Origin of the sequence: Kitasatospora sp. NPDC058162 (assembly GCF_042884005.1) — a bacterium.
Lineage (GTDB): Bacteria > Actinomycetota > Actinomycetes > Streptomycetales > Streptomycetaceae > Kitasatospora.
On record NZ_JBHVUS010000035.1, the window covers coordinates 1 to 18,643 of the forward strand.

The 18,643-nt window shown below is 74.1% G+C and carries 19 protein-coding genes and 1 riboswitch; of the genes, 8 read left to right on the top strand and 11 right to left on the bottom strand.

Features of this window, described 5'->3' with window-relative positions:
* Positions 1 to 232: 232 nt before the first annotated feature.
* The 3 genes from ACFVXG_RS37265 to ACFVXG_RS37275 all read right to left on the bottom strand — a co-directional run bounded on the left by ACFVXG_RS37265 (position 233) and on the right by ACFVXG_RS37275 (position 2,574).
* Positions 233 to 622, bottom strand: coding sequence for a DUF3040 domain-containing protein (locus ACFVXG_RS37265; protein ID WP_387934266.1), 390 nt, complete (start codon positions 620 to 622; stop codon positions 233 to 235).
* Between the two features lie 429 nt (positions 623 to 1,051).
* On the bottom strand, positions 1,052 to 1,804 hold the full coding sequence (locus ACFVXG_RS37270; protein WP_387934268.1) for a methyltransferase domain-containing protein: 753 nt from the start codon (positions 1,802 to 1,804) through the stop codon (positions 1,052 to 1,054).
* Between the two features lie 209 nt (positions 1,805 to 2,013).
* The gene (locus tag ACFVXG_RS37275; protein ID WP_387934270.1) at positions 2,014 to 2,574 is read right to left on the bottom strand and encodes an SAV_6107 family HEPN domain-containing protein; all 561 of its coding nucleotides are present in this window, start codon (positions 2,572 to 2,574) and stop codon (positions 2,014 to 2,016) included.
* 600 nt (positions 2,575 to 3,174) lie between these two features.
* Here ACFVXG_RS37275 and ACFVXG_RS37280 point away from each other — a divergent pair.
* Both ACFVXG_RS37280 and ACFVXG_RS37285 read left to right on the top strand, forming a co-directional pair.
* Positions 3,175 to 3,789 (top strand): DUF4126 domain-containing protein, encoded by a 615-nt coding sequence (locus ACFVXG_RS37280; RefSeq protein WP_387934272.1) that lies wholly within the window; start codon positions 3,175 to 3,177, stop codon positions 3,787 to 3,789.
* Between the two features lie 9 nt (positions 3,790 to 3,798).
* Positions 3,799 to 5,292 (top strand): phytoene desaturase family protein, encoded by a 1,494-nt coding sequence (locus ACFVXG_RS37285; protein WP_387934274.1) that lies wholly within the window; start codon positions 3,799 to 3,801, stop codon positions 5,290 to 5,292.
* Positions 5,293 to 5,308: 16 nt separating this feature from the next.
* Here ACFVXG_RS37285 and ACFVXG_RS37290 read toward each other — a convergent pair whose 3' ends face one another.
* Both ACFVXG_RS37290 and metF read right to left on the bottom strand, forming a co-directional pair.
* Positions 5,309 to 6,181: a hypothetical protein gene (locus ACFVXG_RS37290; protein WP_387934275.1), complete on the bottom strand. Its 873-nt coding sequence runs from the start codon at positions 6,179 to 6,181 to the stop codon at positions 5,309 to 5,311.
* A gap of 166 nt (positions 6,182 to 6,347) precedes the next feature.
* Entirely contained in the window at positions 6,348 to 7,262 is a 915-nt protein-coding gene (gene metF, locus ACFVXG_RS37295; RefSeq protein WP_387934277.1) for a methylenetetrahydrofolate reductase [NAD(P)H], read from the bottom strand.
* A 183-nt stretch (positions 7,263 to 7,445) separates the two neighbouring features.
* Here metF and ACFVXG_RS37300 point away from each other — a divergent pair, with 183 nt between their 5' ends.
* Positions 7,446 to 8,552 (top strand): polyprenyl synthetase family protein, encoded by a 1,107-nt coding sequence (locus ACFVXG_RS37300; RefSeq protein WP_387934279.1) that lies wholly within the window; start codon positions 7,446 to 7,448, stop codon positions 8,550 to 8,552.
* A 23-nt stretch (positions 8,553 to 8,575) separates the two neighbouring features.
* Here the strand turns inward: ACFVXG_RS37300 and thiE are convergent, their stop codons facing one another.
* From thiE to ACFVXG_RS37315, 3 genes are read right to left on the bottom strand one after another with little or no spacing between them, the layout of a single operon-like run.
* Positions 8,576 to 9,223: a thiamine phosphate synthase gene (gene thiE, locus ACFVXG_RS37305; RefSeq protein ID WP_387934281.1), complete on the bottom strand. Its 648-nt coding sequence runs from the start codon at positions 9,221 to 9,223 to the stop codon at positions 8,576 to 8,578.
* Positions 9,223 to 9,588: an Rv2175c family DNA-binding protein gene (locus ACFVXG_RS37310; protein ID WP_350504525.1), complete on the bottom strand. Its 366-nt coding sequence runs from the start codon at positions 9,586 to 9,588 to the stop codon at positions 9,223 to 9,225. Before ACFVXG_RS37310 ends, thiE begins: the two co-directional genes overlap by 1 nt.
* 42 nt (positions 9,589 to 9,630) lie before the next feature.
* The gene (locus ACFVXG_RS37315) at positions 9,631 to 10,830 is read right to left on the bottom strand and encodes an NAD(P)/FAD-dependent oxidoreductase (protein WP_387934283.1); all 1,200 of its coding nucleotides are present in this window, start codon (positions 10,828 to 10,830) and stop codon (positions 9,631 to 9,633) included.
* A gap of 253 nt (positions 10,831 to 11,083) precedes the next feature.
* Positions 11,084 to 11,196: riboswitch (TPP riboswitch) on the top strand.
* Positions 11,197 to 11,199: 3 nt separating this feature from the next.
* Between ACFVXG_RS37315 and thiO the strand changes: the two genes are divergently transcribed.
* From thiO to pknB, 4 genes are all read left to right on the top strand, one after another.
* Positions 11,200 to 12,375 carry a glycine oxidase ThiO gene (gene thiO / locus ACFVXG_RS37320; RefSeq protein WP_387934285.1) on the top strand — a complete coding sequence of 392 codons (1,176 nt, stop codon included), beginning with the start codon at positions 11,200 to 11,202 and terminating at the stop codon, positions 12,373 to 12,375.
* Positions 12,372 to 12,596 (top strand): sulfur carrier protein ThiS, encoded by a 225-nt coding sequence (gene thiS, locus ACFVXG_RS37325; protein WP_387934287.1) that lies wholly within the window; start codon positions 12,372 to 12,374, stop codon positions 12,594 to 12,596. The genes thiO and thiS overlap by 4 nt, the downstream gene beginning before the upstream one ends.
* A gap of 3 nt (positions 12,597 to 12,599) precedes the next feature.
* On the top strand, positions 12,600 to 13,397 hold the full coding sequence (locus ACFVXG_RS37330) for a thiazole synthase (protein WP_387934289.1): 798 nt from the start codon (positions 12,600 to 12,602) through the stop codon (positions 13,395 to 13,397).
* 98 nt (positions 13,398 to 13,495) lie between these two features.
* Positions 13,496 to 15,274 (top strand): Stk1 family PASTA domain-containing Ser/Thr kinase, encoded by a 1,779-nt coding sequence (pknB, locus tag ACFVXG_RS37335; RefSeq protein ID WP_387934400.1) that lies wholly within the window; start codon positions 13,496 to 13,498, stop codon positions 15,272 to 15,274.
* A gap of 13 nt (positions 15,275 to 15,287) precedes the next feature.
* Here pknB and ACFVXG_RS37340 read toward each other — a convergent pair whose 3' ends face one another.
* Positions 15,288 to 15,917, bottom strand: a complete 630-nt coding sequence (locus ACFVXG_RS37340) for a sulfite oxidase-like oxidoreductase (protein ID WP_387934291.1) — start codon at positions 15,915 to 15,917, stop codon at positions 15,288 to 15,290.
* Between the two features lie 229 nt (positions 15,918 to 16,146).
* Here ACFVXG_RS37340 and bfr point away from each other — a divergent pair, with 229 nt between their 5' ends.
* Positions 16,147 to 16,626, top strand: coding sequence for a bacterioferritin (gene bfr, locus ACFVXG_RS37345; RefSeq protein ID WP_387934293.1), 480 nt, complete (start codon positions 16,147 to 16,149; stop codon positions 16,624 to 16,626).
* A gap of 18 nt (positions 16,627 to 16,644) precedes the next feature.
* Here bfr and ACFVXG_RS37350 read toward each other — a convergent pair whose 3' ends face one another.
* Positions 16,645 to 16,989, bottom strand: coding sequence for a bacterioferritin-associated ferredoxin (locus tag ACFVXG_RS37350; protein ID WP_387934295.1), 345 nt, complete (start codon positions 16,987 to 16,989; stop codon positions 16,645 to 16,647).
* 145 nt (positions 16,990 to 17,134) lie between these two features.
* Positions 17,135 to 18,469, bottom strand: a complete 1,335-nt coding sequence (locus tag ACFVXG_RS37355) for a class II 3-deoxy-7-phosphoheptulonate synthase (RefSeq protein ID WP_387934296.1) — start codon at positions 18,467 to 18,469, stop codon at positions 17,135 to 17,137.
* Between the last annotated feature and the right edge of the window lie 174 nt (positions 18,470 to 18,643).

Below are 18,643 nucleotides of genomic sequence, written 5' to 3' on the forward strand. Positions count from 1 at the left end.
GGGGGGGTCTGCGTGGGCGGGCGCGGGGGGTTTACTATCTCCTCACGTTCTCCGGGGGGGGGGGGGCGGGGGCGCGGCGGGGGGGGGCGGGGGGGGGTCCGGGCCCGGGGGCGGGGGGGCCCCCCCGGGCCCAGGGGGCCCCCCCGGGCGGCTTCCGGAACCCCGTGCGCGGGGGGGGCCTGCGGTGCCCCGCCCCGCCCCGGCTCGTGTTCGTCCTCGACGGACCCCGCGGCTAGAAGCCGCCAGTCTGCTCGTCCCGGCGGCGCTGCCAGCGCTGCTCCACCCGGTCCATCATCCCGGCCTTGCGGCGCGGGGCCGCGGCCTGCCGGGGGCCGGAGCCCTGGCTCGCGGGCGCCCGGCGCCAGCCGGTCACCGCGAACACCGCGCACCCGAGCATCACCAGGAAACCGACGACGCTGACCCAGATCTGGTCCGGAACGACCATGCCGCCCATCAGCAGGCCGATCCCCACCACGAAGCCGGCGACGGCCAGGTAGACCCGGCGACGGGTAAAGGTGCGCAGCCCGGTTCCCTCAAGCGCTGACGCGAATTTGGGATCTTCGGCATACAGCGCTCGCTCCATCTGGTCGAGCAGTCGCTGCTCGTGCTCCGAGAGCGGCACGGAGTCCTCCTACTCGTCGGTCGCGGGTGCGACCGGTCCGCCTCCCCGGTCGGGGAGGCCAGTCCAATCAGCCTTGGGCACACGGTCGGACGCCCGTGCGGGGGACCCGGCCCGTGTCGTCCATATGCCCCACGCATCCGGCTGTCATGCTTACCGGCTTTACCCAGATCATACGGTCCGTGGGCCCGTTACGGGGTGGTCTGCGCCGCGTGGGACGGGCCACTTCGACCGGGCGGGGCCGCACCTGGAGCAACGCCGGACGGCTCGGACAAGTGCCCGATCCGATGGAATCGGCCCGGACCTGGGGAGCTTCCGGAGCGCACCCGGGCGAGGGGCGGGCGTCCGGGGGCCGTCCGGGAAGCGAACCGCCGCCGGACGGTGCGCGAACCGTACGGCGGCGGGCGGCCGGCACGGGGGCTCCGGACGGGGTCAGGCCAGGGTGGCCAGCAGGTGCAGCTGGGTGGCCACGGCGTGGAAGGCGGGCTGCGCGGCGGCGGCCTCCTCCAGCTTCAGCAGCGCCTCCATCGCACCCGGCTCGGTGTCCACCAGCACCCCGGGGACCAGGTCGGCGAAGACCCGGACGCCGTGCACCGACTCCACCCGCAGGCCCGCGCCCTCGGCCAATCGGCCCAGCTCCTCGCCGGTGAAGCGGCGCGGCATCGGGTCCTGCTCGCCCCAGCGGCCGTCCTCGGCGGAGAGCGCCGTACGGGCCTCGGTGAAGTGGCCGGCCAGCGCGCGGGCCAGCACGGCGCCGTTGCGGTTGGCGGCCAGCAGGCTGACCAGGCCGCCCTTGCGCAGGGTGGCGGCCAGGCTGCCGAGCGACTCGGCCGGGTCGTCCACGACCTCCAGCACGCCGTGGCAGAGCACCGCGTCCACGGTGCCGGGCGCGACCAGCTCGGGCAGCGTCTGGGTGTCGCCCTGGACGGCCCGGACCAGGTCCGTCACACCGGCCTCGGCGGCCCGGCGCTCCAGCGCGAACAACGCGTCCGGGCTCGGGTCGACCACGGTCACCCGGTGGCCGAGCTTGGCCACCGGCACGGCGAAGTTGCCGGTGCCGCCGCCGGTGTCGACCACGTCGAGCACCGGCTGGTCCAGCTCGGCCGCCCGCTTGTCCAGGGCAGCCCGCACCACCTCCCAGACCACGGCGGTACGCAGGGCACTGCGGGGACGCGTCGGGTACAAGGTCGGGCTCCTCGGCACGTGCAGATCGATCAGGATGCCTCCACCTTAAGGCCCTCTCTTTCGGATCTTTGCCGGGTCCGCGACGCCGGGGCACGCGCCTCGCCGCGTTGTCGTCGGTCGCCGATGCTCCGCATGGACTCCCTCCTCCGCCTTGCGATGCACGCACCCCAACGCCGCGGCCTGATCCGACAAGATCCAAAAGAGAGGACCTAAGCCTGCCGGGTGGCGACCTCCCCCATGCCCGGCAGCCGGGGTGCGGGCGGGGTCGGGCGCAGGCCGAGCAGGCGCTCGACCAGGCGCAGGAACAGGGCGGAGTTGCGGATCAGGTCGTCGGCGTCGCGGGCCGAGGCGGCGCCCCGGATCCCGGCCTCGGCGGCGGCCCGGCGGCGGGCGCCGGCACCGTAGTAGAGCGCCCATTCGGCCAGTTCCGGGGCCACCTCGGGGAGCACCTCCCAGGCGCTGCGGATGGCCTTGCGCCGGCGCGGGTTCTTCTCCGGCCGCCCGCGGACGGCCAGCACGGCCGCCACCGTGCGCAGCGCGGCCAGGTGGGCGGTGGCGTAGCGCTCCAGCGGGTCCTCCAGCCCGCGGGCGCGGGCCAGCGTGCGGTGGGCGTCGGCGAGCAGGTCGAGGGCGGCCGGCGGCGCGGCGATCCGGCGCAGCACGGGGTGGACGTCCCGCCCGGCGGGCCGGCCTGAGGAAGCGTCCGGGACGTACGGCAGGGCGGCGGAGTGGAGGCGGGTGGTGACGGGCTCCGGATGGCTGATGGTCATGGTCTCCCCCGTTCCGAGGCAGCGCGCGGACCGGGTGGTCCGTGCCCCTCCATCGTGAACGGCACCACTGACAACCGGCCCCGGGGAACGCACCGAACGCACGCACCGGCGGCGGTCGCGGTCCCCCCGGTCCGCGCCCGCCGCCGTCCGCCGTCGCTCCGCCCACCCCCCACCGGGCAGCGGTGCGATCTCCCCCGTTTTCCCCCCCCCGTTTCCCCCGTTCGGTCACCGGTCTCCCCCCGGCCCGCTCCGCCGCCCCGTGCCGGCGGTGCGGGGCCCGTGACCGGCGCCCGACGCGGATCCCGAACCACCACCCCCCGGGCCCTCCCGGCCAGGGGGACGGAAGGATCCGCCACCCGGGCGGCCGGCGCCCGACGCGCCGCCCTCCCGGGTGCCACTACTCTCCCGTCCCAGCAGGTCGCAGGACATCCGCTGACGTACTCAACCGTCGATCTGAGTACCCGTACTCAGTCGGCCGCGGCGCCCCGGACCGGAACCGCGGCGGCGCCCCGGCGCGTCCCGGCTCCGGGTACGGTACGGCGGGGCCGGGGCGGCCCGGACGGGCTCGCACGGGCCCGGGAGAACGAGGAGGGGGACGCGATGACGGTCCTGCCGCTGATCTTCACCAGCGGTCTGGCCAGCGGCATCAACGCGTACGCGGTGGTGCTGCTGCTGGGTCTGCTGGGCCGGTTCGCCGGCGCGGAGTCGGTGCCGCACGCGCTGGAGCGCACCGACGTGCTGATCGCGGCGGCCGTGCTGTTCCTGCTGGAGGCGGTGGCCGACAAGATCCCGTACGTGGACACCGTCTGGGACGTCGTGCACACCGTGATCCGGCCGATCGCCGGCGCCGTCGTCGGCGTGCTGATCGCGAGCGCCGACCCGGGCTCGCTCAGCGAGGTCGCGGCCGGGGCGATGGGCGGCACCACGGCGCTGGTCACCCACCTGGTGAAGGCCTCGCTGCGGATGGCCGTGAACACCTCGCCCGAACCGGCCAGCAACATCGTGGTCAGCCTGGCGGAGGACCTCTCGGTGGCCGGCCTGGTCACCCTGGCGATCTTCCACCCGTGGCTGGCCGCCTCGATCGGCGCGGCACTGCTGCTGGCCGGCCTGCTGCTGGTCCGGCTGGTGATCAAGCGGATCCGGGCGTTCCTGGCCCGCCGCCGCGAGCGCCGGGCCGCCAAGGCCGCCGGAGGGGCCTTCGCAGCTCAGCCCTAGGATCGGGGCATGGCACGGATCGTCATCATCGGCGCAGGAATGAGCGGGCTCGCGGCGGCCTCCCGGCTGGCGACCATCGGTCACCGGGTGACGGTCTGCGAGGCGGGCGGCAGCTACGGCGGCATGGTCGGCCGGTACGAGCGGGACGGCTTCGCCTTCGACACCGGGCCCGGCCTGCTCCCGCTGCCGGCCGTCTACCGCGACCTCGCGCTGAAGACCGGCAAGGAGCCGCTGGAGCAGCTGGTCGAGCTGGCGCCGGTGGACCCGGAGAGCCGGCACCTGTTCCCCGACGGCACCGCCGTCACCCTGCCCAACGCCTCCCGGGGCGGCGTCAGCCAGGCCCTGGACGCCGCCTTCGGCGCGGGCTCCGGCGCCCGCTGGAGCGCGGTGATGAACCACGGCCGGACGGTCTGGGAGGCCACCCGCCGCCCGCTGCTGGAGGAGCCGCTCCCGGCCGACCGCACCTTCCTGGGCACCGACCCGTACCCCGCCCCGGCGCCCACCGGCCTGGCCCGGCTGCGCCGCCCCCGGCCGTGGACTCTCCGGGACGTCGCGGCGCGCGAGCTCGGCGGCCACCCCGGGCTGACCGCCCTGCTGTCCGAGGCCGCGGTCCGGTACGGCTTCGTCCCCGGCCTGGCCCCGGCCGGGGCCACCGTGCTGCCGTACATGGAGCAGTCCTTCGGCGTCTGGTACGTCCGGGGCGGCCTGCGGGCCCTGGCCGAGGCCGTGTTCCGGCGCTGCGAGCTGCGCAAGGTCGAGTTCCGCTTCGACACCCCGGTCATCCGGGTGGTGGTGGCGGACGGCCGGGCGTGCGGGGTGGAGACGGCGGACGGCCGGATCGACGCCGACCTGGTGGTCTCCGCGATGGACGCCGACGCCCTGCACCGCCACGGCATCGTCGAGTGGCCGGACCGGCCGGGCCGGGCAACCGAGGACCAGGAGGCGCCCGGCCGCTTCAGCGTGCTGCTGGCCCTGCGCGGGCCCCGCCCCGAGGGCACCGCGCACCGGACGGTGGTGCACGCGGCGGACCCGGCCGCCGAGGAGGACGCCCTGACCCTCTCGGCGCCGCCCTGCCCGCGCCCCACCGTCCAGGTGCTCCGCCCGGACGACCCGGCGCTGCGCCCCGACGACGCCCACGAGAGCGTGGTGCTGACCGCGACCGTCCCGGCCCAGGGCGGGTTCGACTGGACCGCCCCCGGCGCCGCCGACCACTACGCCGACCAACTGCTCGCCCACGTCGACGCCGCTGGCCTGGGCCTGCGCGAGCGGGTGCTGTGGCGGGTCGTGCGCACCCCGGAGGACACCCGCCGGGAGACCGGCGCCCCAGGCGGCGCGGTCGCCCTCCCCGTCCTGGCCGGGACCGCGGGCCGGTGGCTGAAGGCCGCCAACGAGTCCCCGGTCCCCGGGCTCTACCTGATCGGCGGCAGCGCCCACCCGGGCGGCGGCCTCTCCCGCGTCGGCATGTCCGCCTGTATCACCGCCGGACTGATCGGCCCGGCCTGACGCCGGGGCCGCCCCGTCAGCCCTGGTGCCAGGTGTTCTGCTGCTGGTACCCGTAGTTCTGGTCGTAGCCCGGCTGCTGCGGGGCGCCCTGGCCGTGCTGGTCCGGCTGGGGCTGCCACTGCTGCTGCTCGTGCGGCTGGGGCTGCTGGGCGTTCGGGTCCCAGGCCTGCTGGTGCTGCTGCGGGTAGCCCGCGTACGGGTCCTGGGGCTGCTGGTAGCCGCCGTACGGGTCCTGCTGCTGTTGCGGGTAGCCGCCGTAGGACTGCTGGTCGTAGGCGTAGGCGGGCTGCTGCTGGGTCTGCCACTGCTGCTGCTGGTCGTAGCCGGCCTGGTAGGCCGGGGCGTACGGGTCCTGCGGCTGCTGCTGGGCCTGCGGCTGCTCGTAGTAGGAGGAGGCGTAGACGCCGTCCTGGGCCAGCTCCTGCATCTCGAAGGCGGCGGTCTGCTCGACCTCCGGGACGTCCTCGGCGACCGGCGCCGGCACCGGGGCGGTGTCCGGGGTCTCCTCGACCGCGCTGACCTCGCCGACCCGCTTCTCCTCCGCCGCCGCCACGGCCGCGACCGCCGCGCCGCCGGTCAGGGCGCCGAGCAGGGGCACCTTGGCGAGCGGGCCGGGCAGGCTGCCGTCGGCCTTCCGCAGGGACCAGCCGGCCTGGTAGCCCTTCTTGACCGAGAGGGTGACGAAGGCCTGGCCGACCGCGAACAGGCCCGCTCCGGCGCCGATCACCAGGACCGAGTCGAGGCCCATCCCGACGGCCACGCCGAGGAAGCCGACCAGGGCGAGGACCCGCCAGTGCACCGGCGCCCGGTTCTGCAGCAGCACCTCGGCGACCAGCCAGAGCGCCACCACCGCCAACGCGACGTACAGCAGCAGGTATCCGATGCCCATCCGCGCGCTACCTCCAGTCGCGTGCCCGCGCTAGCCGCGCGTGTGCGGCGACTGTACCGGTTCAACGGCCGGGGTACCGCATCGCGTTCCCGCCGTCGGCGGCACCGGCCGCACACGACCGGGCCCGCCACCGGAGGACGGTGACGGGCCCGTGAACAGCGGTGATTCAGCGCTGGTGCAGCCCCAGGTTCTGGTAGATCTCCAGCGTCGCCGTCGAGTGGTTGAGCGTGATGAAGTGCAGGCCGGGCGCGCCCTCGGCGAGCAGCCGCTCGGCCATCGCGGTGGCGTGCTCGATGCCGATCGCGCGCAGCGCCGCCGGGTCGTCGATGACGGCCCGCAGCCGGGCCTCCAGGTCCGCCGGGAAGGCCGAGCCGCTGAGCTGCGGGAAGCGCTCCAGCTGCTTGGCGTTGGTCACCGGCATGATCTCCGGGATGATCGGCGTCTCGCAGCCCGCGGCGGTGACCCGGTCGCGGAACCGCAGGTAGTCGTCCACCTCGAAGAACATCTGGGTGATCGCGTAGTCGGCGCCGGAGCGGACCTTGGCGATGAAGTGCCGGATGTCCTCGTCCCAGTCGACCGAGCGCGGGTGCCTGTTCGGCGAGGCCGCGACGCCGACGCAGAAGTCGCCGATGCCCCGGATCAGCTCGACCAGCTCGTACGCGTAGGTGACGCCGTCCGGGTGACGGACCCACTCGCCCATCGGGTCGCCGGGCGGGTCGCCGCGGACCGCGAGGATGTTGCGCACCCCCTGGTCGGCGTACTGGCCGATGATGTTGCGCAGTTCGGCGATCGAGTGGTCCACCGCGGTCAGGTGGGCGACCGGGGTGAGCGTGGTCTCGGTGGCGATCCGGCCGACCATGTTGACGGTGCGCTCGCGCGAGGAGCCGCCGGCGCCGTACGTCATGCAGACGAAGTTCGGGTCCAGCGGTTCGAGCCGGCGGATGGCGTCCCAGAGCTTCTGCTCGCCGACCTCGGTGCGCGGCGGCATGAACTCGAAGGAGAACGAGCGCTTTCCGGCCGCCAGGAGCTCGCGGACCGTGAGTGCGCGGTCCGGTCTCGTGGAAGCGATGCCGAGTGCCATGCTGGCAGGTTATCGGGCCCCCGAAGGGGCCGGACAACTCGATTCCACGATTCGGGACAACTAGTGGACGTGCCTCCGCTTCCACCCCGCCGCCCCGCGCGCCCCGGCCGACCCCGCTCGCACGTCCGTTCCCGGCCGCCCCGCTACGCTTGCTGCACCCCAGCGAACCAGCGGAGCTTCATCGTGACCTCGTCCAGCAACCGGCCGGCCAACCCGATGGACGTGGAGGACGTCCGCACCCGCGTCAACGCGGCCCTCGCCGCGTTCATGGACGGCCAGTCGGCCCTGCTCGGCAAGATCTCCCCGCAGCTGGTGCCCGCCGCCGACGCCCTGCGCGACTTCCTGCTGGACGGCGGCAAGCGGCTGCGCCCGGCCTTCTGCTACTGGGGCTGGCGCGCCGCGGGCGGCCCCGCCGACGGCGAGGGGATCGCCAACGCGGCGGCCGCGCTGGAGCTGCTGCAGGCCAGCGCCCTGGTGCACGACGACCTGATGGACCGCAGCGACACCCGCCGCGGCCTGCCCTCGGTCCACCGCCGCTTCGAGGCGCTGCACCGGGACAGCGGCTGGCGCGGCGACCGCGAGCAGTACGGCGCCTCGGCCGCGGTGCTGCTCGGCGACCTGCTGCTGATCTGGTGCGACGAGCTGTTCCTGCGCTCCGGCCTGGACCCGGCCGCGGTGCTGGCCGCCAAGCCGAGGTTCGACCTGATGCGCACCGAGGTCATGCTCGGCCAGTACCTGGACGTGCTGGAGCCGGTGGCCGGCGACTCCGCCGACGAGGGCGCGCTGGAGCGGGCGCAGACCGTCCTGCACTACAAGTCGGCGAAGTACACGATCGAGCGGCCGCTCCAGGTCGGCGCCCTGCTGGCCGGGGCCGGGCCGGAGCTGGTCGAGGCGCTCGGCGCCTTCGGGCTGCCGCTGGGCGAGGCCTTCCAGCTGCGGGACGACCTGCTCGGTGTGTTCGGCGACCCGGCCGTCACCGGCAAGCCCGCCGGGGACGACCTGCGCGAGGGCAAGCGCACCCTGCTGGTCGCGCACGCGATGCGCGCCCTGCCGCAGGCGGACGCACGGCACCTGGACGCCCGGCTCGGCGCGCCGGACCTGGCCGCCGAGGAGGTCGCCGGGCTGCGCGAACTGGTCGCCCGCAGCGGGGCGCCCGAGCTGGTGGAGGCCCGGATCGAGGAGCTGATGCGTGAGTCGCTGGCGGCGCTGGCCGCCGCGCCGCTCGCCGACGAGCGGGCCCGTACGGTGCTGCTGGCGCTGGCCGAGGCCGCCACCGTCCGCAAGTACTGAGCGACGGCGACGGCCCTCGAAGCCTAAGCGCGCACCCGGCGGGCGAGCTCGGCGGCGGCGGCCCGCGGATCGTCCGCCGCGGTGATGGCCCGGACCACGACGATCCGGCGGGCGCCGGCGGCCAGCACCTCGTCCAGGTTGCCGAGGTCGATCCCGCCGATCGCGAACCACGGCCGGTCGGTGGCCTGCTTCGCCGCGTACGAGACCAGTTCGAGGCCCGGCGCGTGGCGGCCCGGCTTGGTCGGGGTCGGCCAGACCGGGCCGGTGCAGAAGTAGTCCACGCCGGGCTCGGCGACCGCCGCGTCCACCTCGGACTCGGCGTGGCAGGAGCGTCCGATCAGCACGTCCTCGCCGAGGATCGCCCGGGCGGCCGGCACCGGCAGGTCGTCCTGGCCGAGGTGCAGCACGTCCGGCCGGGCCGCGTGGGCGACGTCGGCGCGGTCGTTGACGGCCAGCAGCTTGCCGTGCCGGCGGCAGGCGTCGGCGAAGACCTCCAGGGCCGCCAGCTCCTGCTTGGCCTCCAGGCCCTTGTCGCGGAGCTGGACGATGTCCACCCCGCCGGCCAGGGCCGCGTCCAGGAACTCGGCCAGGTCGCCCTGCTCGCGCCGGGCGTCGGTGCACAGGTAGAGCCGGGCGTCGGCCAGCCGGGCACGCAGCGTGTCCGCCGCCATCAGATCAGCATCGCCTGGGCGCGGCGCTTGACCTCGGTACCACGGTTCTCCCGGAGCGCCTGGATCGGGCTGCCGGGCAGCGACGGGTCCTCGGTGAAGAGCCACTCCAGGATCTCCGCGTCGTTGTACCCGCAGTCCCGCAGGACGGTCAGGGTGCCGGACAGGTGCTTGACCAGGCCCGGACCGTCGATGAACGCCGCCGGGACCTGCAGCGACTTGTTCGGGCCGCGCCGGACGGCGACCAGGCCGCCGCTCTTGACCAGGTCACGCACTTCGGTGACCCGGACCCCCCACTGCTCCGAGATGTCGGGCAGGTACATCCAGTCGGTGACCAGGGCTTCAATCTTGCTTTCGATCTCACTCACGTCACCAGACTGCCACCTCCGCGGCCCGCCGCGCACCAGGCACTACCCCGCGACGGCTCCCTTGAGCGGCACCGAGGGGTCCGCGGCGAGCGCCCGGTCGAGCACCGCACCGCGTTCGATCAGCTTCCGGCCCTGGGTGAGGTCGCGCGGCCGGTCCACGGTCAGCAGGGCGCTCGGCGCCCCGTCGCGCAGCCAGAGCACCGACCAGGCGGCGTCCCGCGGGCTGCCGCGCCACAGCAGTTCGTCGCCCTCGGCGTGCCGACCGGCGTACTGGACCATCCGCCCGAACTGCTCGGACCAGAAGTACGGCACCGGGTCGTACGGCGCGTCCGCCCCGAGCACGGCGTCGGCCGCCGCCCCGCCGGACTGCAGCGCGTGGTCCCAGTGCTGCACGGCCAGCCGGGCGCCGGAGCGGGCCGACGGGTAGCTGACGCAGTCCCCGGCCGCGAACACCCCGGGCAGACCGGTGCGCAGCCGCCCGTCCACCACGACCGCGCCGGCGGCGTCCAGCTCGACGCCCGAACCGGCCAGCCAGCCGGTCGCGGGCCCGGCTCCGATGCCGACCACCACCTCGTCGGCCGGCAGGTGGGAGCCGTCGGCCAGCAGCACCGCCCCCGGCTCGACGGCGGCCACGCCGACCCCGCAGCGCAGCTCGACCCCGGCCTCGGCGTACCAGGCGGCCATCGCCGAGCCGACCTCGGTCGGCAGCGCGCCCGGCACCGGCGCCGGACCGGCCTCGACCACGGTCACCGCGCAGCCGGCCTGGCGCGCGGCGGTGGACACCTCGGCCCCGATCCAGCCCGCGCCGACCAGCACCAGCCGCAGCCCGGGGCGCAGCAGGGCGCGCAGCGCCAGGGCGTCGTCCAGGGTGTGCAGCAGGTGCGCGCGCTCGGCCCCGGGCAGGGCGCGCGGGGTGGCGCCGGTGGCGATCACCAGGGAGTCGTACGGCAGGTCGCCGCCGTCGGTGTGCAGCACGCCCGGGGTCAGGCCGGTGGCGCGGCGGCCGGTGAGCAGCTCGATGCCGAGCTGCCCGTAGTCGATGTCCAGGGTGGTGGCGTCGGCCTTGCCGAGCAGCACGTCCTTGGAGAGCGGCGGCCGGTCGTACGGCGCGTGCCGCTCCTCGCCGACCAGGACGATCCGCCCCCGCCAGCCGCCCTGCCGCAGCCTCAGGGCGCACTGCGCCCCGGCCAGCCCGGCTCCGACGACGACGACCACCCGGTCCGTTCCGCTCAGCTCTGCCACGCCCGTCACTGTACCCAGCGCCGCCGGTGCCCCCGCGCCCGTCTCACCCCTCACACGGCCCTTCGGCCAGGCTGACCCCCGGCGTTAAGACCGACCGGCACATGGTGGGTGGAGGAAGGAGCGGCGTCCGGGCCGAGTCTGGCAAGGCGGAGGAGGGAGTAGCAGCGGAGCTGCGACGACCGACGACAACGCAGTCCAGGCGACAGCCCGGGCGGCGTGACGCCGCCCACCATGTGCCGGTCGGTCTAAGGTGGTGGCACCACACGGGAGCCCGGCGGACCGGGCTGAGAGGCGGGCTGACACGGCCTGCGACCGTCCGAACCTGATCCGGGTCATACCGGCGAAGGGAGAAGAGCAGCTTTGTCACGCATGCCATCGGGCAGCCGCGCCGACGTGCTGGTGATCGGCGGGGGCGTCATCGGCCTCGCCGTCGCCTGGCGCGCCGCGCAGCGCGGGCTGCGGAACGTGATCGTGGTCGACCCCGGCCACGGCCGGGGGGCGGCCGGCGTCGCCGCCGGGATGCTCGCCCCGGTCACCGAGCTGCAGTACGGCGAGGAGCCGCTGCTGCACCTGGGGATGGCCTCCAACCGGCGGTACGAGGGCTTCGCCGCCGAGCTCACCGAGGCCAGCGGCGGCCTGGACACCGGCTACCGCCGGTGCGGCACCATCGCCGTCGCGCTGGACTCCGACGACCGCGCGGAACTGCGCGAACTGTACGCCTTCCACCAGCGGCTGGGCCTGGACTCCAGCTGGCTGACCGGCCGGGAGGCCCGCCGGCTGGAGCCGATGCTCGCCCCCGGGGTGCGCGGCGGCCTGCACGCCGCGGACGACCACCAGGTCGATCCGCGCCGGCTGCTCACCGCCCTGGTCGCCGCCTGCGAGCGGGCCGGCGTCCGGCTGCACCGGGCCGAGGCCGTCGAGCTGCTGGTCGACGGCGGCCGCGCGGTCGGCGCCCGGCTGGACGACGGGGAGTCCGTGGCCGCCGAGCAGGTGGTCCTCGCCGCCGGCCCGCACAGCCACCGGCTGCCCGGCCTGCCCGAGGGGGTGCTGCCCGCGGTGCGCCCGGTGAAGGGGCAGATCGTCCGGCTGCGGATCCCGGAGGCCTACCGGCCGTTCCTGTCCCGCAACGTCCGCGCGGTGGTGCGCGGCCGGCACCTGTACCTGGTGCCGCGGGAGAACGGCGAGCTGGTGATCGGCGCGACCACCGAGGAGCAGGGCTACGACACCACCGTCACCGCCGGCGGGGTGTACGAACTCCTGCGTGACGCCCACGAGTTGGTCCCGGGGATCACCGAACTCCCGCTCGTCGAGACCTCCGCCGGGCTGCGCCCCGGCTCGCCGGACAACGCCCCGCTGCTGGGCCCGACCGACCTGCCCGGACTGGTCGCCGCCACCGGCCACTACCGCAACGGCGTCCTGCTCACCCCGGTGACCGCCGACCTGCTCGCCGACTACCTGGCGACCGGCGAAGTCCCCCAGCCGGCAAGGCCGTTCGCGCCCACCCGGTTCTCCCCCGCATCCCCCGTCGCGAAGGCCTCCGCATGACCGAGATCGCCCTGACCGAGATCGACCTGACCGTCAACGGCGAGCCCCGCCGGGTGCCCGCCACCACCACCCTCGCCGAACTGGTGGCCACCGTCAGCGCCGCCAACACCGGTGTCGCCGCCGCCCTCAACGAGGCCGTGGTGCCGCGCAGTTCGTGGCCCGGGACGACGCTGGACAGCGGCGACCGGATCGAGATCCTGACCGCCGTCCAGGGAGGCTGAACCATGGCCGACGACCTGCTGACCATCGCCGGGACGACCTTCTCCTCCCGGCTCATCATGGGCACCGGCGGTGCGCCGAGCCTGGAGGTCCTGGAGCGCGCCCTGCTCGCCTCCGGCACCGAGCTGACCACCGTGGCCATGCGCCGGGTCGACGCGGGCACCCAGGGCTCCGTCCTGGACGTGCTGACCCGCAACGGCATCCGGGTGCTGCCCAACACGGCCGGCTGCTTCACCGCCGGCGAGGCCGTGCTGACCGCCCGGCTGGCCCGCGAGGCGCTCGGCACCGACTGGGTGAAGCTGGAGGTGATCGCCGACGAGCGCACCCTGCTGCCGGACCCGATCGAGCTGCTGGACGCCGCCGAGACGCTGGTCGACGACGGCTTCACGGTGCTCCCGTACACCAACGACGACCCGGTGCTGGCCCGCAAGCTGGAGGACGTCGGCTGCGCGGCGATCATGCCGCTGGGCTCGCCGATCGGCTCCGGGCTGGGCATCCGCAACCCGCACAACTTCCAGCTGATCGTGGAGGGCGCCGGCGTCCCGGTGATCCTGGACGCCGGCGCCGGCACCGCCTCCGACGTCGCGCTGGCGATGGAGCTGGGCTGCGCCGCGGTGATGCTCGCCTCCGCGGTGACCCGGGCTCAGGACCCGGTGCTGATGGCCGAGGCGATGCGGCACGCCGCCGAGGCGGGCCGGCTCGCCCACCGGGCCGGCCGCATCCCGCGCCGCTTCCACGCCGAGGCCTCCTCGGCGATGGCCGGCCGGGCCGACCTGGACACCCGGGAGCGGCCGGCGTTCTGAACCGCCGCGGGCCCGTCCCGCATGTCACAAGCCGGTCCCGGAGGCGGTGTCCGCCGGGACCGGCCTCCGCCCGCCCCACTAGACTCCCCCGGGTGGACATGGCATTGCACGACCCCCTGATCGGTACCGTGCTCGACAACCGGTACCGGGTCGAGCGGCGCATCGCGACCGGCGGGATGTCCACCGTCTACCGGGGCACCGACACCCGGCTGGACCGGGTGGTCGCCCTCAAGGTGATGCACCCCCAGCTGGCCGGGGACGAGGGCTTCACCGCCCGCTTCATCCGCGAGGCCAAGGCGGTCGCCAAGCTCTCCCACCCCAACGTGGTCAACGTCTTCGACCAGGGCGCGGACGGCGGAAACGTTTTCCTCGCCATGGAGTACGTGCCCGGCCGCACCCTGCGCGACCTGCTGCGCGACCGCGGCGCGCTGTCCGTCCGGGCCGCGCTGGACGTGCTGGAGCCGGTGCTCGCCGCCCTCGGCGCCGCCCACCGGGCCGGGCTGGTGCACCGGGACGTCAAGCCGGAGAACGTGCTGATCACCGAGAGCGGCCTGGTCAAGGTCGCCGACTTCGGCCTGGTCCGGGTGCTCGGCAGCGCCGACGGCGCGCCCACCTCGACCAGCACCGCCACCGGCGGCACGGTCATGGGCACGGTCTCCTACCTGGCCCCCGAGCAGATCCTCCCGGACGCCCCGACCGACCAGCGGGTCGACGTCTACGCGGCCGGCATCCTGCTGTACGAGATGCTCACCGGCCGCCGCCCGCACACCGGCGACAACCCCGTCCAGGTCATGTACAAGCACCTGCACGAGGACGTCCCCGCCCCCTCGCTGACCGCCCCCGCCGTCGCCCCGGCCCTGGACGCCATAGTGGCCGGTGCCTGTGCCCGGGCCGCCGACGCCCGCCCGTACGACGCGGTGGAGCTGCTCGCCGCCCTCCAGCGGGTCCGCCGCACGCTCACCCCCGAGGAGCTGGACGCCGAGCCGCCCGCCTCCACCCGGCCCAGCCCGCGCTACCCGACCAGCGAGCCGACCTCGGTGATCCAGCCGCTGCCCCGGCCCGTCGACGCCCCGCCCGCGGAGCGCACCAGCGTGCTGGACGTACCGGCCGAGCTGATGGACCAGCTGCTGGTCGAGCCCCGCCCGTACGACGAGCCGACCCCGGTCCGGCCCCGCCGGCCGGGCCGGACGCGCCGCCTCCCGCGCAAGCCGCTGATCTGGGCAGCCGCGCTGACCGCCCTGGTACTGGCGGTCGGCGGCGTCACGTACGGGATCTCCGAGGGGCTGTACGGCTCGGTGCCGAGCGTGCTCGGCAAGGACCGGGCGCAGGCGCAGCGGATCCTGGACGGGGAGGGCATGCACGGCCGGTTCGTCGAGGTGTTCAGCGAGTCCGTCCCGGCCGGACAGGTGATCTCCACCGACCCCGGGGTGGGCGCGCGCACCCGCAAGAGCGACTCGGTGACGGTCACCCTCTCCAAGGGCCCCAAGCGGATCGCCGTGCCGGACGTCACCGGCAAGAGCGCGGACGACGCGGCCGCCGCCCTGGCCGGCGCCCAGCTGACCAGGGGCGGGGTGACCCAGACCTACAACGACTCCGTGCCGGAGGGATCGGTGATCAGCAGCACCCCGGCCGCCGGGCAGCTGCTGCAGGAGAACGCCGCGGTCTCGCTGGTGGTCAGCAAGGGCATGGTGCCGGTCCCGGACGTCAGCGGGATGGGCCGGGACGACGCCCAGCGGGCGCTGCAGGCGGCGGGCTTCACGATGAAGGCGTCGACCGACTGGACGCTCGGCATGGGCAAGGTGAGCAGCCAGTCCCCGGCGGCCGGCGAGCGGCGCCCGCAGAAGTCCGTGGTGACGGTCAACTTCTCGCTGTTCTAACCGGGTTCGCGGCTCAGCGCAGCGGCCCGTCGCCGGGCTCCTCCTGGTAGGAGTAGCGCTGCTCCCGCCACGGGTCGGCCTGGTTGTGGTAGCCGCGCTCCTCCCAGAAGCCGCGCCGGTCGGCCCGCATGTACTCCACCGCGCGCACCCACTTGGGACCCTTCCAGGCGTACAGCCGCGGCACCACCAGGCGCACCGGGAAGCCGTGTTCAGCGGTGAGCGCCTCGCCGTTGCGGTGGGTGGCGAGCAGGGTGTGCGGGTCGGCGAAGTCGGCCAGCCGCAGGTTGGCGCTGTAGCCGTACTCGGCCCAGACCATCACATGGGTGACCCCGGGCGCGGGGGGCACCAGGTCGAGCAGGAGGGCCGCGGGCACGCCGGTCCACTCGTTGCCGAGCATCGAGAACTTGGTGACGCAGTGCAGGTCGGCGACCACGGTGGTGCGCGGCAGGGCGCTGAAGGCGGCGAAGTCCCAGCTGTGCTTCTCCGCCGAGGCGGTGGCCCCGAACACCTGGAGGTCCCAGGTCAGCGGCTTGAAGCGGGGCACCGGCCCGTAGTGCAGGGCGGGCCAGCCGCGCTGCACGCGCTGGCCCGGCGGGAGGCTCGGGTCAGACGGTGGATGCGGTTCTTGTTCGGACTGACCCATGGCTCCATGGTGACAGACGGCGGACGGGCCCTGGCGCGCGCCCCTTGGCCCCGGTTCACGCCCCGCCCGTACGGGCCAATGGTCGGTCGCACACTCCCCACTTCCGCCCAAATCGGATATTCCGACACATGTCCTAGTGAGTGTGAACTTACTGGAATTTCCTCCCGATACGGTGCCAGGATGCGCAGCGCAGGACTCACCGCAGGACGTAACGCAGGGAGGCAGCACCATGCAGGGCGACCCGGAGGTCATCGAGTTCCTCAATGAGCAACTCACGGCCGAGCTGACCGCGATCAACCAGTACTTCCTGCACGCCAAGATGCAGGAGAACTTCGGCTGGACGAAGCTCGCCAAGTACACCCGGCACGAGTCGATCGACGAGATGAAGCACGCCGAGACGCTGACCGACCGGATCCTGTTCCTGGAGGGGCTGCCCAACTACCAGCGGCTGTTCCACGTCCGGATCGGCCAGACGGTCAAGGAGATGTTCGAGGCGGACCGCCAGGTCGAGGTCGAGGCGATCGACCGGCTCAAGCGCGGGATCGTGGTGATGCGGGCCAAGAACGACGTCACCTCGGCGAACATCTTCGAGTCCATCCTGGCCGACGAGGAACACCACATCGACTACCTCGACACCCAGCTGGAGCTCCTGGAGAAGCTCGGCGAGGCGCTCTACCTCGCCCAGCTGATCGAGCAGCCGGAGTCCTGAGGCCCGGCAGCCCCGGCCTCAGGCCACCCGCAGCGGAACGACCGGCGCGATCGGGGCCATCGGGGCCGGCGGGCCCGGCTTCGAAACGGCCGGCGCGGGCGCGTCCTGGGCCTCCGGGTCGGCGAGGCCGAGCTTCGCGGCCAGCCGGGCGGTCGGGCAGGGCCGGGCGCCGTGCTCGCCGAGCAGGGCCTGGATCCGGCGCACGCAGGAGCCGCAGTCCGTGCCGGCCTTGCAGCCCTTGGCTATCTGGCGCGGGGTGTTGGCACCCCCGTCGATCGCCTTCTTCACCTGGTCCTCGGTGACCGCATGGCACATGCACACGTACATCGCGGTCTCTCCCGGGGTGAAGCGCCGTGGGGGCACGGAGTGGATCTTGACTAAGGGTTGCCTTAGCTCACTAAGCCTCACCTTACCCGGCGATCCGGGTACGAAAAAGCCCCTCCGGGCTCGGGAATCCCGAATCCGGAGGGGCCTTCGTCACATCTGGGCCGGTCAGGCCCTACTGTCCCTACTGGCCGCGGTACATCTCCGCCACCAGGAACGCCAGGTCCAGCGACTGGCTGCGGTTGAGCCGCGGGTCGCAGGCCGTCTCGTACCGCTGGTGCAGGTCGTCGACCAGCACCTCGTCGCCGCCGCCGACGCACTCGGTGACGTCGTCGCCGGTCAGCTCCACGTGGATGCCGCCCGGGTGGGTGCCGAGCGCGCGGTGGACCTCGAAGAAGCCCTTGACCTCGTCCAGCACGTCGTCGAAGCGCCGGGTCTTGTGACCGCTGGAGGCCTCGAAGGTGTTGCCGTGCATCGGGTCGCAGATCCACACCGGCTTGGCGCCGGAGGCGGTGACCTTCTCCACCAGGGTGGGCAGGTGTTCGCGGATCTTGCCCGCGCCCATCCGGGTGATGAAGGTCAGGCGGCCGGGCTCGCGCTCCGGGTCCAGCTTCTCGATCAGGGCGAGCGCCTCGTCCACCGAGGTGGTCGGGCCCAGCTTGACCCCGATCGGGTTGCGGATCTTGGAGGCGAACTCGATGTGCGCGTGGTCCAGCTGCCGGGTGCGCTCACCGATCCACACCATGTGGCCGGAGACGTCGTACAGCTCGCCGGTGCGCGAGTCCACGCGGGTCAGCGCGGTCTCGTAGTCGAGGACCAGCGCCTCGTGCGAGGAGAAGAACTCGACGGTCTTGAACTCCTCCGGGGCCACCCCGCAGGCGTTCATGAACGCCAGGGCGTTGTCGATCTCCCGGGCGAGCTGCTCGTAGCGCTGGCCGGCCGGCGAGTTGCGCACGAAGTCCTGGTTCCAGGCGTGCACCTGGCGCAGGTCGGCGTAACCACCGGTGGTGAAGGCGCGCACCAGGTTCAGCGTCGCGGCGGACGCGTTGTACATCCGCTTGAGCCGCTCCGGGTCCGGGATCCGGGACTCGGGGGTGAACTCGAAGCCGTTCACCGAGTCGCCGCGGTAGACCGGCAGGGTCACGCCGTCCCGGGTCTCGGTCGACTTCGAGCGCGGCTTGGAGTACTGGCCGGCGATCCGGCCGACCTTCACGACCGGCACCGAGGCGGCGTACGTCAGCACGGCGGCCATCTGGAGCAGGGTCTTCAGCTTGTTGCGGATGTGCTCCGCCGAGACGCCGTCGAAGGCCTCGGCGCAGTCGCCGCCCTGCAGCAGGAACGCTTCCCCACGCGCCACGGCTCCGAGCCGGGCGCGCAGCTGGTCGCACTCGCCGGCGAAGACGAGCGGCGGATAGGAGGCGAGCTCCGCAAGGGTCTTGCGCAGAGCCTCTTGGTCCGGCCATTCAGGCTGCTGCGCCGCGGGCAGGGACTGCCAGGGGTGGAGATTCGTCACGGTCACACGGCAAGGCTACGGGGTGGCGCGAGCGATTCGTGACCATTGCCCGAGGGATGAGACACGTCTCGGACATTGCACGTGAGCCGCCTCACCCGCACGGCCCCATCCGCTACGCTCGAGCCATGCACGCGCCCCACAACCACTCCTGGTGGTGGGCCTCCCCCATGGGTGGCCCAC

What these genes read in the sequence shown, in the direction of transcription:
- ACFVXG_RS37275 (WP_387934270.1), bottom strand. Translation starts at nt 2,574, where the DNA reads ATGACCATCAGCCATCCGGAGCCCGTCACCACCCGCCTCCACTCCGCC.
- ACFVXG_RS37280 (WP_387934272.1), top strand. Translation starts at nt 3,175, where the DNA reads ATGACGGTCCTGCCGCTGATCTTCACCAGCGGTCTGGCCAGCGGCATC.
- ACFVXG_RS37285 (WP_387934274.1), top strand. Translation starts at nt 3,799, where the DNA reads ATGGCACGGATCGTCATCATCGGCGCAGGAATGAGCGGGCTCGCGGCG.
- ACFVXG_RS37290 (WP_387934275.1), bottom strand. Translation starts at nt 6,181, where the DNA reads ATGGGCATCGGATACCTGCTGCTGTACGTCGCGTTGGCGGTGGTGGCG.
- metF (WP_387934277.1), bottom strand. Translation starts at nt 7,262, where the DNA reads ATGGCACTCGGCATCGCTTCCACGAGACCGGACCGCGCACTCACGGTC.
- thiE (WP_387934281.1), bottom strand. Translation starts at nt 9,223, where the DNA reads ATGGCGGCGGACACGCTGCGTGCCCGGCTGGCCGACGCCCGGCTCTAC.
- thiO (WP_387934285.1), top strand. Translation starts at nt 11,200, where the DNA reads ATGCCATCGGGCAGCCGCGCCGACGTGCTGGTGATCGGCGGGGGCGTC.
- thiS (WP_387934287.1), top strand. Translation starts at nt 12,372, where the DNA reads ATGACCGAGATCGCCCTGACCGAGATCGACCTGACCGTCAACGGCGAG.
- ACFVXG_RS37330 (WP_387934289.1), top strand. Translation starts at nt 12,600, where the DNA reads ATGGCCGACGACCTGCTGACCATCGCCGGGACGACCTTCTCCTCCCGG.
- pknB (WP_387934400.1), top strand. Translation starts at nt 13,496, where the DNA reads ATGGCATTGCACGACCCCCTGATCGGTACCGTGCTCGACAACCGGTAC.
- ACFVXG_RS37340 (WP_387934291.1), bottom strand. Translation starts at nt 15,917, where the DNA reads ATGGGTCAGTCCGAACAAGAACCGCATCCACCGTCTGACCCGAGCCTC.
- bfr (WP_387934293.1), top strand. Translation starts at nt 16,147, where the DNA reads ATGCAGGGCGACCCGGAGGTCATCGAGTTCCTCAATGAGCAACTCACG.